The organism is Bradyrhizobium sp. UFLA06-06 (assembly GCF_054820065.1).
Window position 1 is genome coordinate 59,610 of sequence record NZ_JADFUD010000030.1, and the last position, 14,554, is coordinate 74,163.

Below are 14,554 nucleotides of genomic sequence, written 5' to 3' on the forward strand. Positions count from 1 at the left end.
GTGGACGATGGCGAGGAGTGCGGCACCGAAGCGAAACGGGAAGGCGACCAAGCCGGGATACGTGCTGGATGAGCAGATCGGCTTCATCCTGCGCCAGGTGTCGCAGCGCCACGCCGTGATCTTCGCCCGCGAGATCGGCATCAATCTGACGCCGACGCAGTGGGCGGCGCTGTCCAAGCTGTCCGAGGTCGGCGCCTGCTCGCAGAACCAGCTCGGGCGGCTGACCTCGATGGATGTTGCGACCATCAAGGGCGTCATCGATCGCCTGACCGCGCGCGGCCTGACCGAGACCGCGCCCGATCCCGACGACGGCCGCCGGCTGCTCGTGAGCCTGACGCGCGCCGGCCAGCAGATGGCCGACAAGGCCGCGCCGAATGCGTTTGCGATCTCCAGGGAAACGCTGGCACCGCTGGACGCCAAGGAGCGCGAGACGCTGATGGCGCTGCTCGGCAAGCTTCGCTGACACAATCTATCACCGTCACCCTGAGGAGCCGCGCGGAGCGCGGCGTCTCGAAGGGTCGACGGCCCGGCTGTCTGCCGCGGGCCGTTCACCCTTCGAGGCACGCTAGCGCGTGCACCTCCAGCGACAACGGCAAAGCCGTTGCGCGGGGATGACGGGTCATCTATCGTGCCTCACGTCGTCACGACCTCCGCAACCTTGCCGATTGGGCAGCGTGCCGCGTCCGGACTACGCTGCAAGGCCAAGCACCAGCGCAACGACACCCACCAGCACCAGGCTGAGGGCCCAAACCGTGTCCAGGTTGAACCAGCTCCGGGATACGAATTTGAGCCCGAGGTAGCGGTAGACCAGCCACGCCAGGCATCCGCCGGCGGCGATCATCGCGGCGGCATGAACGATCGAGACCAGCACGGCCATCGTGAGACTGGTGTCGATCAGGCTGTTGGCGGCCGCATGGCCCTGGTCCGCTTCCGCCTCGCGGCACAGCCCCAGATAGATCGGCACCAGCATCAGCGCCGCGCCATGGGCGATCGCCACCGCGAACGACCACAAAGCGAGTTGCGTCGGCGGTATCCGCGCCAGGGCCCGCGGATGGCGCCGGTCGATCAGTCGATAGACACCGAACAGGATGACGAGAAGGCTGGCGCCGATCCGGATCGTGCGCTGCCATTCGACGACGGTGATCAGCAGCGCGAACGGAAGGATCACCAGGAGCATCGCCAGCAAATGACCGATCGCCAGCGGGCCAAGCGCGGTCACCAGCGCGCGCGAACTTCTCTGCATCAATCCCGCAGAAACCGCGAGCGGCCAGCCCATGCCCGGGTTGATCCCGTGGTAGAGGCCGCTCGCGATGACCGCCAGCCACAGCCAGGCCGGAGTCCAGTCGGCCGGGCTCACGTCACGGCCCTTTCCGTTCCGATCGAAGCGGAACGGTCTCTGGGTTCTTGTTTTGACGCGTCTTCTTCACGCGAACCGGTACCCACTTCGCTCGAAAGCGTTCTAGACCGACGGATAGCAGAAGGAGTCGGTCGAGCAGTCGCCGCCATCGAGCCGGATCTGGTGCGCCCGGTAGCCGTCGGGGAAGCTGACCCAGTAATCCTTCGCCAGCTCGAGGCCTCCGCCCGGGCTTGCATTCGCCATCACCTCGGCGCCGGGAATGCCTTGCGGATAGAACTGGTTGTCCCAGGTCGAATAGAGCGAATTGGTCCAGTACACCCGCTTGCCGTCGCGGCTGATCTCGACCATCTGCGGCCCGCCGGCAAAAGCCTGTCCGTTCGGGTGAGGCGCGCGATGAACGATGCCGCCGATGCGGACCGATCCGGCGAGCTTCGGCTTGCGCGGATCGCTGACATCGTATTGGCGCATCTCGCCGGTGCCCCAGCAGGCGACGTAGAGAAACTTGTCATCCATCGACAAGTCGATGTCGGTCACCAGCGGAGGTACCGCGCCGAAACCCTGCAACAGCGGCGGCAGCTGGTCTTTCGATGCAGGCTCGGGTGGGATCGTCACCGTCTTCTCGATGTGAAACTTGCCGCCCTCGCGCCACCAGGTCCAGATCGAACCCTCGAGGTTCGTGGTGTCGACCACGACGCCAACGAAGCCGTGTTCGCGAACCGGATCATGCGCCGGACGCACCTCCAGCGCCATTTGATGGTTGGCGCCGAGGTCGATGGTCTGGACATTGCGTCGGGCGCGCAGGTCCCAGAAATGCAGGCGGTGGCCGTATTTGTTCGACAGCAGGTCTTCCGGCACGATGCCGTTCTCGAACTGCGGCGGCAAGGCCCACTCGCTGCTCACCATGTAGTCGCGCGGCAGGTTCCACCAGAAGTCATAATGCTTGGTCTGCGGGCCGCGATCGATCTCCCACCGGCCGAGCACCTCGAATGTCTTGCAGTCCATGATGAAGATGCCGGGCGGCCCGTCGGTGCCGTCCTTGCCGCTTCCGCCGAGCGTGCTGACATAGATGCCTTCCGGCCCGCAGTGGATGGTGTGCGGTCGCGAGTAGCCGGTCTTCTTGAAGATTTCCTCGGGCTCGATGATCTTGTGGATCTTCGCTTGCGTCGGATCCGGCTTGGTGTCGACGATATAGATCCGGGACGATCGCATGCCGGGGATGATGAGATAGCGACGTTCGAGGAAGGCGTGTCCGGCCAGCGGGGACAGTGCCGACGAGCAGGCGTTCCAGCCGAAATGGTGGAACTCGTCGCCCTTGTTGGGCATCGTCACCGTATGGACGATCTTGCTGTAGGTCGGCGAGCCGGGCTTGACGTCGATCACCGCGAGCGCGTCCGGCTTTGAAAAATCCGGACTGAGCAGCACGGTGTAGGCAAAGCTCTCGGCCGGCGCTTCCATCGCGAGCTTCGGCGACGCGTGAAACGTAGGATCTGGCCTCATCGTCATCGGCTGCCTCCTGATTGCCTGGTGTAGATCAACACGGCATGGCGGCGCGCAGCAGCAAGAACTATTCCGGATCGAAAAATGCCTCTTGCGAGTGCCGCCGGCTAAGGTTCGCTTGCGGTCAGGATACACCGCAATGGTGACAGGTGAAAACAAGGTTCGGTTACGCAGGCGGCGCGGCAAAGCCGCGCGCCGCCGGGCGCGCTATCTGGCAGCCCGCTCAAGGGGTTGAGCAAACCGATCCGGCACTATCACCCTGGGAGCAAGTGAATGTGTGACTCACGAGCGGCACCAAACGCTCGGTGTCGTCCCGGCGAAGGCCGGGACCCATCACCACCGAAGGGCATTGTTACGCAGCGCTGGAGCCACAGCCGTTCTCAACAATCCAACCCTGTGGTTATGGGTCCCGGCCTTCGCCGGGACGACACCGAATATGTTTCACCTCCGCGCAACGGCTTTGGTGCACGTCACTTCGCCACGATCTCCGGCACCTTGCCCGCGGGCGGCGTGTTGCGGCTGCGCTGGGTGCGGACGATGCCGTCGATGATGGTCATGCCGATGCCCGGAAGATCGCCGAGCTGAACGCTCTCCAGGATGTTCTTGCCCGGCGAATGCTGCGCCTTGTCCATCAGCACGAAATCGGCCGAGCGGCCGACCTCGATCAGGCCGCAATCGAGCTCGCGCATCCGTGCGGTGTTGCCGGTCGCAAGGCAGAACGCCAGCTCGGCCGGGAGCTCGCCGAGCGAGGACAGCAGCGAGACCATCCGCAAGATGCCGAGCGGCTGCACGCCGGAGCCGGCGGGCGCGTCGGTGCCGAGGATGACACGGTGCAAATCGCCCATCTCGCGCGCCGTGCGCAGCGTGAACAGCGCCGAGCGCTCATTGCCGTTATGCACCAGCTCGAGCCCGCGCTTGCAGCCCTCGCAGATGCAGCGGATCTGGTCGTCGGGCAGGGCGGTGTGGCCGCCATTGATATGACCGACCACGTCGGTGTCGGCTTCCAGCACCACATCCTTGTCGATCAGGCCGGAGCCCGGGATCGACGGGCCGCCGGTGTGGATCGTGCTCTGAATGCCGTATTTGCGCGCCCAGCCGACCATCTTCCGCGCGGTCGGTCCATCCTTGACGCCGCCGAGCCCGACCTCGCCGAGCAGCTTGACGCCGGCGGCGGCCATCTCCTTGAAATCGTCCTCCACCATCTCGCATTCGATCACGGGCGCGCCGGCATGCACCTTCACGCCGCCCGGACGCAGCGTCCAGAACGCGCGTTGCGCGAAGATCGCCATCGCCTTCAGCCCGACGACGTCGCGCGGACGCCCGGGCATGTGCACCTCGCCGGCGGAGATCATGGTGGTGACGCCGCCATGCAGGTAGCTGTCGATCCAGTTGATCTGGTTCTGCCGCGGCGTCCAGTCGCCGGCGACGGGATGGACGTGGCTGTCGATCAGGCCGGGCGCGACCGTCGTGCCGTTGGCATCGACGATGGTGGTGGCGCCTTCGGTGTCGACGTCCTTGAGGCGGCCGATCGCGGTGATCTTGCCGTTCTCGGCGACGATGGTATCGGCATCCAGGATCGGCTTCTCCAGGGCCCCCGACAGCAACAGCCCGATATTGCGGATCACCAGCTTGCTCGGACCGGTCGCCTGGGGTGCATCGTGCGCCATGGTTTTTCCTTTTGGTTCAACGCCTTCGCCGGCCATTGTGCCCGTGGCTTGACGGCCGGATCAAGCTGGATTATTTATTTGTATACGAACGATCGTGTACAAATGATTTTGCCGCCAATCCGGCCCGCGCGTCAAGGAAACTGACGATGAGCAATTTCAACCAGGAAAGCGTCCTCAGCGTTCACCACTGGACCGACACGCTGTTCTCCTTCAAAACCACGCGCAATCCGTCGTTCCGCTTCCGCAACGGCGAGTTCACCATGATCGGGCTCAAGGTCGGCGAGAAGCCGCTGCTGCGGGCCTACAGCGTCGCCAGCGCGAATTACGAGGACACGCTGGAATTCTTCTCGATCAAGGTTCCGGACGGCCCGTTGACCTCGCGCCTCCAGCACCTCAAGGAAGGCGACGAGATCATCGTCAGCCGCAAGGCGACCGGCACGCTCGTCATCGACAACCTCGAGGATGGTCGCAACCTCTATCTGGTCGGCACCGGCACGGGGCTTGCGCCGTTCCTCAGCGTGATCAAGGATCCCGAGACCTACGACCGCTTCGAGAAGGTCGTGCTGCTGCACGGCTGCCGCCGCGTCAAGGAGCTCGCCTATGGCGAGATGATCACCGAGAAGCTGCCGCAGGACGAACTGATCGGCGAATTGGTGCGCGACCAGCTGATCTACTATCCCACCGTGACGCGCGATCCGTTCCGCAACCGTGGCCGCATCACCGACCTCATCACCTCGGGCAAGCTGTTCACCGACATCGGCCTGCCGGCGCTCGACGCCGCGCATGACCGCGTCATGATCTGCGGCTCGCCCGCGCTGGTCGCCGACACCCGCACGCTGCTGAACGGCTGCGGCTTCGTCGAGGGCAATCACGGCGAGCCCGCCCAGTTCGTGGTCGAGAAGGCGTTCGCCGAGCGCTGACCGCTACGCAGTTACTCCGTCTCCTCACCGTGAGGAGCTTGCGCAGCAAGCGTCTCGAAGGGGAGGCCCGACTGGGGCCTCATGGTTCGAGACGCGCTTTCGCGCTCCTCACCATGAGGGTTGACGCTAGGGCCTGACCGCCGGCGTCTCGACCGGCATGCCGCGCGCCCGCGTCATCAGATAGAGCTCGAGCTCGACCAGCTCGGGCGAGCCATAATCATAGGCCTGCGCCCGGATGCCGGTGATGCAGGCGCGCAGCCGCCGCTGCAGCGATCCGAGCGCCTGCCATTCCAGCCGGTACAGCGGATAGCCGGTCGGCTGGCCTTGCGTGATCGCGCTGCCCGCGAGCTTCTTGTCCCAGTTATCATCGTGGCAGTTGGTGCAGCCGAGATTGAGCTGGCCCTGTCGTTGCATGAACAGCGCGTGGCCTTGTTCGACGAACGGCGCGAGCTCCGGATCGTCGCCGGCCGTAATCGGCATGCCGCGCGATTGCCGTGCGACATAGGCGGTCAGCGCCAGCAGCTCGCGGCTTTCATAGGCGAAGGGCGAGACCTGCTGGTGGTTGCTCCGGCAGAGGTTGATCCGTCCCTCGAGGTCGACCGGCTTGCCCAGCGCCTTGTCGAAGGCCGGGTAGTGTGCCGCGACGCCCCTCATGCTGGCGCTGGCGTCGTTGTGGCAGTCGGCGCAGGCCTTGTTTGCGGTGCCGGTCTTGCGCGTCCACAGCGCCTCGCCGTCGAGCACGGACAGCATGCCGGGATTGGCGGTGTCCTCGTCCTGCATCGCCTTGCTGTCGGCGCTCATGAAGCTGTAGCCGGAGCGGCGTTCGCCTTGCCGGATCCCGTCGGCGAGCGCCGCGCCCGCCGTCGCCGTCAGCAGCGCGATGCAGACGGCAATCTTCATTCGACCGTGATCGAAGCCTGGGCGGTCTCCGAAAATCCCTTGTCGCCGATCCATTCGAACTCGAACTTGCCGCTCTCGGTCACCGTCGTGAAAAAGGTGATGAACGGATTGGCCGCGATCGCGGGATAAAGATCGGCACGGAACACCTCCTCGCCGTTGAAGCGGCAAGTGAAGCTCGTGATGATGTCGCGCGGCACTACGCTGCCCGAGGCGGTGTGGCGGTAGCCGGTCTCCATGATGTGCGACATCAGCGTCTTGATCTCGATGACGCTGCCGCGCTTGGCCTTGGCCGGGACGTTGATCAGGGCCGACGGCATCAGATCGCCTCCTCGGTGCAGGCGGCGAGCGTCACCACGACGTCGGCGGTGGCCGACCAGAACGTGTCGTCGGACAGCCGCGCGATGGCGGTGACCTTCTGGCTGTCGGCGAGGCGGATGCGGGTCGACACCTGGGCACGTCCGGCGCGCGGCCCGAGATAGAAGTTACCGATGTTCGGCTGCGGGTTCTTCTCGTTGAAGACATGGATGCTCTTCACATACTCGTCCGCCGTCATCGGGCTCGTGACGCTGACCGTCATCGGCACCGTGTTGCCGTTCTCGACCAGCGGCGGAATGTCGAGCTTGACCTTGCCGGTGCGCACATTGGCCTCGCCGACGACATTGCGGATCGCGGCCGACAGCATTGCCGGCGACGCGTCCACGGGGCGCACGATCACCAGCGCGGCGGCACCGCCAGTAAGGCTCAGGAATGTCCGGCGTGTGGTGTGGTCGGAAATCGCCATCGCTTGGTCCTAGTTCCGCAGTGTCGTCAAGTAAGCCACGAGATCCTCGATCTGCTCCGCCGACAGGATCGGCTTGCCGCGCCATGAGGTGCCGACCCGCGCGAGCCCGTCGACGCGATAGTAGGACGGCATGATCGTCGCTGCATTGAGATGCGACGCATCGACCAGGCGGAGCCGCAACTGTCCTTCCGACCAGCGGCTGCCGCTGCCACTGAGGTTCGGCGCGAGGTCGCCCTGGAACGCCTGCTCGGGAAATGGGCCGCTGTGACAGAGGATGCAAGTGGAGGAACGCTCGACGATCAGCGCGCGGCCGCGCACGACATCGCCTTTGGTTCCCGTCAGCGAGGCTGGAATCGCATCGCCCACGACGATGTAGGGCCGTCGCTCCTCGGCGCATGCAGGCCAGCAGGCTGCGAACAGTCCCGCGGCGAGGAAGGTTGTGCGGGCGAGCCTAGCCAAAGGCCTCTCCCGTGATCCTCTTGAACCAGTCGAGCGCTTGGTCAGCTTCTTGCTGGCGCATTTCGCGCGGCGCGTCGACCGGGCTCGTGGTGACCTCGGCTTCGGCGTACTGATCTTCCTTGGGTTGATAGATGCCCTTCAGCGAGAAGGCGTAGCCGGGAGCGACCGTGTTGTAGCAGGCGCCATCGAGCCGCGGCGTCTCCGGCGCCTTGCCCGCAAGTGAATTGACGATCGCGGCCGCGCAGGCCCGGCCTTGCGCCGCCGCGGCGGAGGCGGATTTCGGAATGCCGCCGGCGATCGCGGCATCGCCGATGACGTGGATGTTGGGAACGAGCTTCGAGGCAAAGCTGACGGGATCGATCGGGCACCAGCCTGTGTGGTCCGCAGCGCCCGCGATCGCGGCAATGCGGCCGGCCCTTTGCGGCGGGATCACGTTGGCGACCGCGGCGGTGTAGTTGCCGAAGTCGGTGACGATCTCGTTGGTCGCGGGATCGACCGACGTCACCCGTCCGCCCTGCGACAGCGCGATCCGTTCGATCATGTCGGGATAGAGTTCTGACCACGCTTTCTCGAACAGCTTCTGCTGCGAGTAATTGTCCTTGGCGTCGAGCACCAGGATCTTCGAGCGCGGCTTGTTCGCCTTCAGATAATGCGCGATCAGGCTGGCGCGCTCGTAAGGCGCGGGCGGACAGCGCAGCGGCGCAGCCGGCACCGCGATCACGACGAGGCCGCCGTCGTCCATGGCTTCAAGCTGCTTGCGCAGCAGCATGGTTTGCTCGCCGGCCTTCCAGGCGTGCGGCATCTTCTCGGCCGCTGCCTCGTCATAGCCGGGCAGGGCCTCGAAGTGCATGTCGATGCCGGGGGCCAGCACCAGCCGGTCATAGGGCAGCGTCGTGCCGTCAGCGAGCGCGATGCTGCGCGCCTGGGCATCGACCTTCGTCGCCGCCTGCGCGGCGACCGTGATGCCGTCGGCCGCAACCTTGTCATAGGTGAATTGCTGCGCGGCAAGCTCGCGCAGACCCGCGATCACCTCGTTGCTGAACGGGCAGGCGGTGAAAGTCCTGTTCGGCTCGATCAGCGTAACCTGAAGCTTGGTGTCGAGCCGCCGCAGCGCCCGCGCGCAGGCCGCGCCGCCGAAGCCGCCGCCGATCACCGCGATGCGCGGCGCAGCCTGCGCCAGCGCCGGACGCGCCAGGGCGGCCGCTGCGACGGCAGCGGCGCCACGGATCACATCCCTGCGCGTCTGATGACGCGTGACGGCCATGCACGAGAATCCGAAAAATGGAAGCGGCGGCCGGTTGCGGCCGCCGCTTCCGGTTTGATCAGGCGAAGCTGATGTTCTGGTTGCGCAGCGGGAAGCTGCGGATGCGCTTTCCGGTCGCGGCGAAATAGGCGTTCAGCACCGCCGGCGCCGCAACGCCGATGGTCGGCTCGCCGACGCCGCCCCAGAACCCGCCGCTCGGCACCATCACCGCTTCTACCTTCGGCATTTCGTTGATGCGCATCGAGTTGTAGGTGTCGAAATTGGTCTGCTCGATGCGGCCGTCCTTCACGGTGCAGCCGCCGTAGAACAGCGCGCTGAGGCCGTAGACGAAGGAGCCCGCGATCTGCCGTTCCACCTGCGCCGGATTGACGACATAGCCGGGGTCGGTGGAGGCGACGATGCGATGCACCTTGATCTTGCTGCCGTCGGTCACCGAGATCTCGGCGGCGCCGGCAACATAGCTGCCATAGCCCATCACCTGCGCGATGCCGCGATAGACGCCCCGCGGCGCCGGCGTGCCCCAGCCGATCTTCTCGGCCACGGCGTTGAGCACGGCGAGATGCTTGGGGTGCTTGCCCATCAGCTTGCGGCGGAATTCGAGCGGGTCCTGGCCGACGGACAGCGCCAACTCGTCCATGAAGCATTCCATGTAGATCGCGTTGTGATTGACGTTGACGCCGCGCCAGAAGCCCGGCGGGACGTGCGGGTTGCGCATCGAATGCTCGACCAGCAGGTTCGGCACCGAATAGCCGATCGCGGCCTCGCCGGCTTGCGCGACGCCCTGGAATGCGGCGGGGTCCATGCCGTTTTGCAATGCTTCAGGGCGCACCGAGAACAGGATGGATTGACCCGACAGCCGGTAGTGCAGCGCGACCAGATTGTTGTCGGCATCGAACGCACCCGTCAGCCTGCACTGGGTGATCGGGTGATACTTGCCGTGCTGCATATCCTCTTCGCGCGACCACAACAGCTTGATCGGCGTGCCCGGCATCTGCTTGGCGATCGCCACCGCCTGCCGCACATAGTCGGTCATGCCGCGCCGGCCGAAGCCGCCGCCGAGCATCAGCTTGTGCACGTCGACCTTCTCCGCCGGCAGGCCGGAGGCCTCGAGCGCCGCCGCGAAGGCCGCCTCGCCATTCTGCGTGCCGCACCACACCTCGCATTTGTCAGGCGTGTAGAGCACGGTGGCGTTCATCGGCTCCATCGTGGCGTGGTTCTGGTAAGGATAGCTGTAGACCGCCTCGACCTTCTTGGCAGCGCCTCCGATCGCCGCCTTGGCGTCGCCGTTCTGGTTGCCGATGTAGGCCGGCTGCGCGTTGTCGAGACCTTCGGCGAGCCATGTCGCGATCGTCTCGCTGGAGACCTTGGCGTTGGGGCCTTCGTCCCAGACGATCGGCAGCGCATCCAGCGCGGTCTTGGCGTGCCACCAGGTGTCGGCGACGACGGCAACGGCGCTGTCGCCGACCTGCACCACCTTCCTGACGCCTTTCATGCCTGATATCTTGGCTTCGTCAAAGCTCTTCACCTTGCCGCCGAACACCGGGCAGTCCTTGATCGCGGCGTTCAGCATGCCCGGCAGCTTGACGTCGATGCCGTAGACCATCTTGCCGGTGGTCTTGTCTGATGTGTCGAGCCGCTTCAGGCCCTTGCCGGCGATGGTCCAGTCCTTCGGGTCCTTCAGCTTGACGTCGGCCGGCGGCTCGAGCTTGGCCGCGGCTTCCGCGACCTTGCCGTAGGTCGTTGTCTTGCCCGAGGCCGTGTGGGTGATGACACCGTTGGAGACCGTGCACTCCGAGGCCGGCACCTTCCACTCATTGGCCGCCGCCTGGATCAGCATCACGCGCGCGGTGGCGCCGCCCTTGCGGACATAGTCCTGCGAGGTGCGGATGCCGCGGCTGCCACCGGTCGAGAAATCGCCCCAGGCGCGCTTGCGGGCGACGCTCTGGCCGGGCGTCGGATATTCTGTCGTGACCTTCGACCAGTCGCATTCCAGTTCTTCGGCGACGAGCTGGGCGAGGCCGGTGAGCGTGCCCTGGCCCATCTCGGAGCGGGCGATGCGGATCACCACGGTGTCGTCGGGCCGGATCACGACCCAAGCGTTGACTTCAGGCGCGTTGACTTCAGGCGCGCCGTCGGCTGCGCGCACCACGGCGGGGCCGCCGAACGGCAGGTCGAGGCCGAGCGCGAGGCCGGCGCCGGCGGTTGCGGTGCCGATCACAAAGGCGCGGCGATTCAGTTTTGGCATGACGTGCTGGTTCATCGCTGCGTCCTTATGCGTTCGCGGCAGCATGGATCGCCTCGCGCACCTGCTGGAAGGTGCCGCAGCGGCAGATATTGGTGATGGCGTCGTTGATGTCGTCGTCGGTCGGCTTCGGATTGTCCTTCAAGAGCGCCGCGACGGCCATGATCATGCCGCTCTGGCAATAGCCGCATTGCGGCACGTCGCTGGCGATCCAGGCGAGCTGCACCTTGTGCATCACGCCGCCCGCCGCGAGACCCTCGATCGTGGTGATGTCCTTGCCGGCCGCCTCGCTCACCGTCACGCCGCAGGAGCGCATCGCGACGCCGTCGATATGCACGGTGCAGGCGCCGCATTGGGCGATGCCGCAGCCGTATTTGGTCCCTGTCAGTCCGACGTTCTCGCGAATCGCCCACAACAGTGGCGTGTCGTCCTCGACGTCTACATTTATTGTCTTGCCGTTGATTTTGAGGTTTGCCATCGCGATCCCCTGAATGGTCCGATCCTCCGACCGGACTGCGGGGCGATGTTGGCCTTGAAACTGGAACGGTTCAAATCAAGAAAATGCGCTCGCAGCGCGAAAGAAAGTTGATGCTGTGGTGTTTGGCCGCGCACTGTGCGCGCCGCATACCTGTCATGACTTTTGCGGCGAAGCGACCGCAAGCCGCAGGAAGCTCATGACGCTGCCGAGCGCGGCAAATCCGGCACCCAGCGCCAGCGCCACGGTGGCGCCCTCGCGGTCGGCCAGCGCGAAGCAGAGCGCGGCGAGGGCGGCACCGGTGGTCTGCCCGGTCAGCCGCGCGGTCGCGACGATGCCGCTGGCGCTGCCGCTCCGATGCGACGGCGCGCTCGACATGATCGCCTTCATGTTGGGGGTCTGGAAGAAGCCGAAGCCGATGCCGCAGATCATCGTGCGCCAGACGATGTTGGCGACGCTGGGCTCGGCCGGCAGGGTCGCGAGCAGCACCATGCCAAGCCCGAGCAGCAGCATGCCGATGCCGCCGAGGATGCCGGCCGGATAGCGATCCGACAGCCGGCCGCCGATCGGCGCCATGAAGGCGACCACCAGCGGCCAGGGCGTCATGAAGAAGCCGGTCTCGACTTGCGAGCGGTGCAATATGTCCTCGAAGTAGAACGGCAGCGATACGAAGGCGAGGCCCTGCACAGCGAATGAGCAGACGGCGGTCGCGGCGGACAGCGCGAAGATCGGCCGCCGGAACAGGTCGATCGGCAACATCGGCGCCGGATGATCGGCATGCCGCCGGGTCAGGATCCATCCGAACAGCACGGCGGCGACAAGCTCGGCGATGACGAGCGCCGGCGCGGCCTTGTGCGCGGCGCTGCCGATGCCAATGATGAAGAGGCCGAGACAGGCGCAGGCCAGTGCCGCGCCGGTGAAGTCGAAAGCGTGGGTGGCACGCGGCGTCGTCGGCAGCGTCTTCATGCCGATCAGCAACGCGACGACGCCGAAGGGAATGTTGACGGCGAACAGCCAGGGCCATGGTCCGAGCGCGAGGATTCCGGACGCGATGGTCGGCCCCAGCGTGAAGGCGGTCGCGACCACGAGCGCATTGTGGCCGAAGCCGCGGCCGTGCATCCGGCTCGGATAGACGAAGCGCACCAGCGCGGTGTTGACGCTCATCAGGCCGCTGGCACCGAGCCCCTGCAAGGTGCGCGCGACCAGCAGGCTCGGCAGCGACCACGCCAGCGCGCAGCCGAGTGACGCCAATGTGAACAGCAGCAGGCCGCCGAGATAGATTCGCTGATGGCCGACTATCTCGCCGAGCGCGCCGAGCGGCAGCAGCGTCGCGACCAGCGCGATCTGATAAACGTTGACGACCCAGACCACTTCCGCAGGGCTGACATGCAGATCGCTCGCGATTGCCGGCAGCGCGATATTGGCGATCGCGGTATCGAGCGAAGCCATCGCCAGCGCCGTGAAGATCGCCGCTACCGCCCAGCGCCGGGTCTCCCAAGGCAGTCCATCGGTGATCGGCGCCGCTGCCGCGGTGGTCGGGGTCTTCTCGAGCATACCTGAAAATGTCTCCGGGACCGCCATGTACTACGCCGGCATCCCGTTCCCCAGCCGCGGCATTGCATGATGCGTATGCGAAGCGGCCTAGCCGGAAGTGTCAAAGGTCCGGCCGCGGACCGAACAGATATCCTTCGATGGCGCGCAGCACCCGACGGCTGGCCGCGGCCTGCGAGAGGTCCTTTTGAAGCGCATGGTCGACCATGGCGCGGCTGATCACGATCAGATCCTCGATGGCGTCATCGTCGACTGGCCTTGCGATCTCACGGCGATGCCGGGCCAGCAGCGCCGCGACCAGTTCCTTCAATTCGCCGGCCGCTGACGCGCCCGACGACGCCGGGCGCAGGCGATCCTCCTCGGCCTCCAGAATGCGATTGAGCCCGGCCCGCTCGGCATGCGCCTCGAACTGGGCCCGGACGATCAGGCTGAGCGACGCCGTCAGGCTCTTGCCCTCGGAAGCTGCGACCGCATCCCGCACTTTTGCCAGCAGCGCGTCCTCGAACCTGGCGATCAATGCCAGCGTCAGCGCGTCCTTGTTGGGGAAGTACTGGTACACCGAGCCGACGCTGATCCCGCCGCGCTCGGCCACCGCATTGGTGTTGTAGCCCTCGAGCCCGCGCGCCTCCAAAACGCGAGCCGCCGCTTCCAGAATGACCGCCACGGTTTCCCGCGAACGCTGCTGAAGCGGCTGTTTCCGGGCCTTTATGCGCCGCTTCGCCGGCATGACGGGCATCTCCCAAAACGCGAGTTGTCGAATATGAGCAATTACTCACATTATGGGCGTGAAAGGAGAACCGATCAATGGTGACACTGCAAACGACCTCGTCCCCCGTGCTTCCCGAGCACGAGGACGATCCGCACAGGTTTCATATCTTCGTCATGGTCAAGACCACGCGACATTGGCTCGACCTGAAGACCGAGCAGCGCCTCGCCTTCCTGCATGAGGAGGTCATTCCTTTGCTCCGGCGCCGTCCGGAGCTGAAGGTGCGCTGGTTCGAGCCGGAGGCCTTCTCGACCAGGGCGACCGACGTCATGATCTGCGAGACCGATGACCTCTCGGCCTGGGCGTGGTTCTGCGACCACCTGCGCGAGACGAGGTTCTGGGACCATTACTTCGAAGTGCTCGACATCATGCCGGCGCTCGAAGGCAATTACCTTGCCTAGAACGCCGACGTCGGCCCGGACTGTTCCGGGCCGACGTCCCGGCAGCCTACACAGCCACTGTCGTCCCTGCGAAAGCAGGGACCCATAACCACAAATGCCGATTGTTGCGCGATGCTGATACGACGAGTCCCGCTCACAACATCCGCCGCGGGGTATGGGTCCCTGCTTTCGCAGGGACGACACCGAGATTGTGGCCCGCGAGCGCGATCAATCCGAATTCGTGTTCCCGCGCTGCGTCACAGAAGCGCGCCCAAGCGACTTTCGGATAGCTTGC

15 protein-coding genes are annotated in these 14,554 nt (G+C 65.6%); 3 read left to right on the plus strand and 12 right to left on the minus strand.

Annotated elements, in window-relative coordinates; all coding sequences use genetic code 11:
- Positions 1-7: 7 nt before the first annotated feature.
- Positions 8-463, plus strand: a complete 456-nt coding sequence (locus IF803_RS24600; RefSeq protein ID WP_461193761.1) for a MarR family winged helix-turn-helix transcriptional regulator — start codon at positions 8-10, stop codon at positions 461-463.
- Positions 464-688: 225 nt separating this feature from the next.
- Here IF803_RS24600 and IF803_RS24605 read toward each other — a convergent pair whose 3' ends face one another.
- The 3 genes from IF803_RS24605 to IF803_RS24615 form a co-directional block, all read right to left on the minus strand.
- Entirely contained in the window at positions 689-1,357 is a 669-nt protein-coding gene (locus tag IF803_RS24605) for a hypothetical protein (RefSeq protein ID WP_461193762.1), read from the minus strand.
- Between the two features lie 102 nt (positions 1,358-1,459).
- A complete protein-coding gene (locus IF803_RS24610) occupies positions 1,460-2,860 on the minus strand; it encodes a selenium-binding protein SBP56-related protein (protein ID WP_461193763.1) in 1,401 nt (466 codons plus the stop codon).
- Between the two features lie 464 nt (positions 2,861-3,324).
- Positions 3,325-4,521 carry an amidohydrolase family protein gene (locus IF803_RS24615; protein WP_304499188.1) on the minus strand — a complete coding sequence of 399 codons (1,197 nt, stop codon included), beginning with the start codon at positions 4,519-4,521 and terminating at the stop codon, positions 3,325-3,327.
- 146 nt (positions 4,522-4,667) lie between these two features.
- Between IF803_RS24615 and IF803_RS24620 the strand changes: the two genes are divergently transcribed.
- Complete coding sequence (locus IF803_RS24620; RefSeq protein WP_461193765.1) at positions 4,668-5,441, plus strand: ferredoxin--NADP reductase; 774 nt, start codon at positions 4,668-4,670, stop codon at positions 5,439-5,441.
- A 126-nt stretch (positions 5,442-5,567) separates the two neighbouring features.
- Here the strand turns inward: IF803_RS24620 and soxA are convergent, their stop codons facing one another.
- From soxA to IF803_RS24665, 9 genes are all read right to left on the minus strand, one after another.
- Positions 5,568-6,341, minus strand: coding sequence for a sulfur oxidation c-type cytochrome SoxA (soxA, locus tag IF803_RS24625; protein WP_461193766.1), 774 nt, complete (start codon positions 6,339-6,341; stop codon positions 5,568-5,570).
- Positions 6,338-6,658, minus strand: a complete 321-nt coding sequence (gene soxZ, locus IF803_RS24630) for a thiosulfate oxidation carrier complex protein SoxZ (protein WP_038383936.1) — start codon at positions 6,656-6,658, stop codon at positions 6,338-6,340. Before soxZ ends, soxA begins: the two co-directional genes overlap by 4 nt.
- A complete protein-coding gene (locus IF803_RS24635; RefSeq protein WP_411783662.1) occupies positions 6,658-7,122 on the minus strand; it encodes a SoxY-related AACIE arm protein in 465 nt (154 codons plus the stop codon). The genes soxZ and IF803_RS24635 overlap by 1 nt, the downstream gene beginning before the upstream one ends.
- Before the next feature lie 9 nt (positions 7,123-7,131).
- A complete protein-coding gene (soxX, locus tag IF803_RS24640; RefSeq protein WP_411783664.1) occupies positions 7,132-7,542 on the minus strand; it encodes a sulfur oxidation c-type cytochrome SoxX in 411 nt (136 codons plus the stop codon).
- Positions 7,543-7,573: 31 nt separating this feature from the next.
- The gene (locus IF803_RS24645) at positions 7,574-8,845 is read right to left on the minus strand and encodes an FAD-dependent oxidoreductase (protein ID WP_411783661.1); all 1,272 of its coding nucleotides are present in this window, start codon (positions 8,843-8,845) and stop codon (positions 7,574-7,576) included.
- Between the two features lie 58 nt (positions 8,846-8,903).
- Positions 8,904-11,105: a xanthine dehydrogenase family protein molybdopterin-binding subunit gene (locus IF803_RS24650; RefSeq protein WP_461193767.1), complete on the minus strand. Its 2,202-nt coding sequence runs from the start codon at positions 11,103-11,105 to the stop codon at positions 8,904-8,906.
- 10 nt (positions 11,106-11,115) lie between these two features.
- Complete coding sequence (locus IF803_RS24655; RefSeq protein WP_461193768.1) at positions 11,116-11,565, minus strand: (2Fe-2S)-binding protein; 450 nt, start codon at positions 11,563-11,565, stop codon at positions 11,116-11,118.
- Positions 11,566-11,718: 153 nt separating this feature from the next.
- A complete protein-coding gene (locus IF803_RS24660; protein ID WP_411783658.1) occupies positions 11,719-13,116 on the minus strand; it encodes an MFS transporter in 1,398 nt (465 codons plus the stop codon).
- 100 nt (positions 13,117-13,216) lie between these two features.
- The gene (locus tag IF803_RS24665) at positions 13,217-13,777 is read right to left on the minus strand and encodes a TetR/AcrR family transcriptional regulator (RefSeq protein WP_411783657.1); all 561 of its coding nucleotides are present in this window, start codon (positions 13,775-13,777) and stop codon (positions 13,217-13,219) included.
- A 140-nt stretch (positions 13,778-13,917) separates the two neighbouring features.
- Here IF803_RS24665 and IF803_RS24670 point away from each other — a divergent pair, with 140 nt between their 5' ends.
- Positions 13,918-14,280 (plus strand): darcynin family protein, encoded by a 363-nt coding sequence (locus tag IF803_RS24670; protein ID WP_016846500.1) that lies wholly within the window; start codon positions 13,918-13,920, stop codon positions 14,278-14,280.
- Positions 14,281-14,554: the final 274 nt, after the last annotated feature.

Bases quoted from the DNA above. Each gene is read 5' to 3' on its own strand.
- IF803_RS24650 (WP_461193767.1), bottom strand. From the start codon at position 11,105: ATGAACCAGCACGTCATGCCAAAACTGAATCGCCGCGCCTTTGTGATC.
- soxA (WP_461193766.1), bottom strand. From the start codon at position 6,341: ATGAAGATTGCCGTCTGCATCGCGCTGCTGACGGCGACGGCGGGCGCG.
- IF803_RS24655 (WP_461193768.1), bottom strand. From the start codon at position 11,565: ATGGCAAACCTCAAAATCAACGGCAAGACAATAAATGTAGACGTCGAG.
- IF803_RS24615 (WP_304499188.1), bottom strand. From the start codon at position 4,521: ATGGCGCACGATGCACCCCAGGCGACCGGTCCGAGCAAGCTGGTGATC.
- IF803_RS24600 (WP_461193761.1), top strand. From the start codon at position 8: ATGGCGAGGAGTGCGGCACCGAAGCGAAACGGGAAGGCGACCAAGCCG.
- IF803_RS24645 (WP_411783661.1), bottom strand. From the start codon at position 8,845: ATGGCCGTCACGCGTCATCAGACGCGCAGGGATGTGATCCGTGGCGCC.
- IF803_RS24660 (WP_411783658.1), bottom strand. From the start codon at position 13,116: ATGCTCGAGAAGACCCCGACCACCGCGGCAGCGGCGCCGATCACCGAT.
- IF803_RS24620 (WP_461193765.1), top strand. From the start codon at position 4,668: ATGAGCAATTTCAACCAGGAAAGCGTCCTCAGCGTTCACCACTGGACC.
- IF803_RS24635 (WP_411783662.1), bottom strand. From the start codon at position 7,122: ATGGCGATTTCCGACCACACCACACGCCGGACATTCCTGAGCCTTACT.
- IF803_RS24610 (WP_461193763.1), bottom strand. From the start codon at position 2,860: ATGACGATGAGGCCAGATCCTACGTTTCACGCGTCGCCGAAGCTCGCG.
- soxZ (WP_038383936.1), bottom strand. From the start codon at position 6,658: ATGCCGTCGGCCCTGATCAACGTCCCGGCCAAGGCCAAGCGCGGCAGC.
- IF803_RS24670 (WP_016846500.1), top strand. From the start codon at position 13,918: ATGGTGACACTGCAAACGACCTCGTCCCCCGTGCTTCCCGAGCACGAG.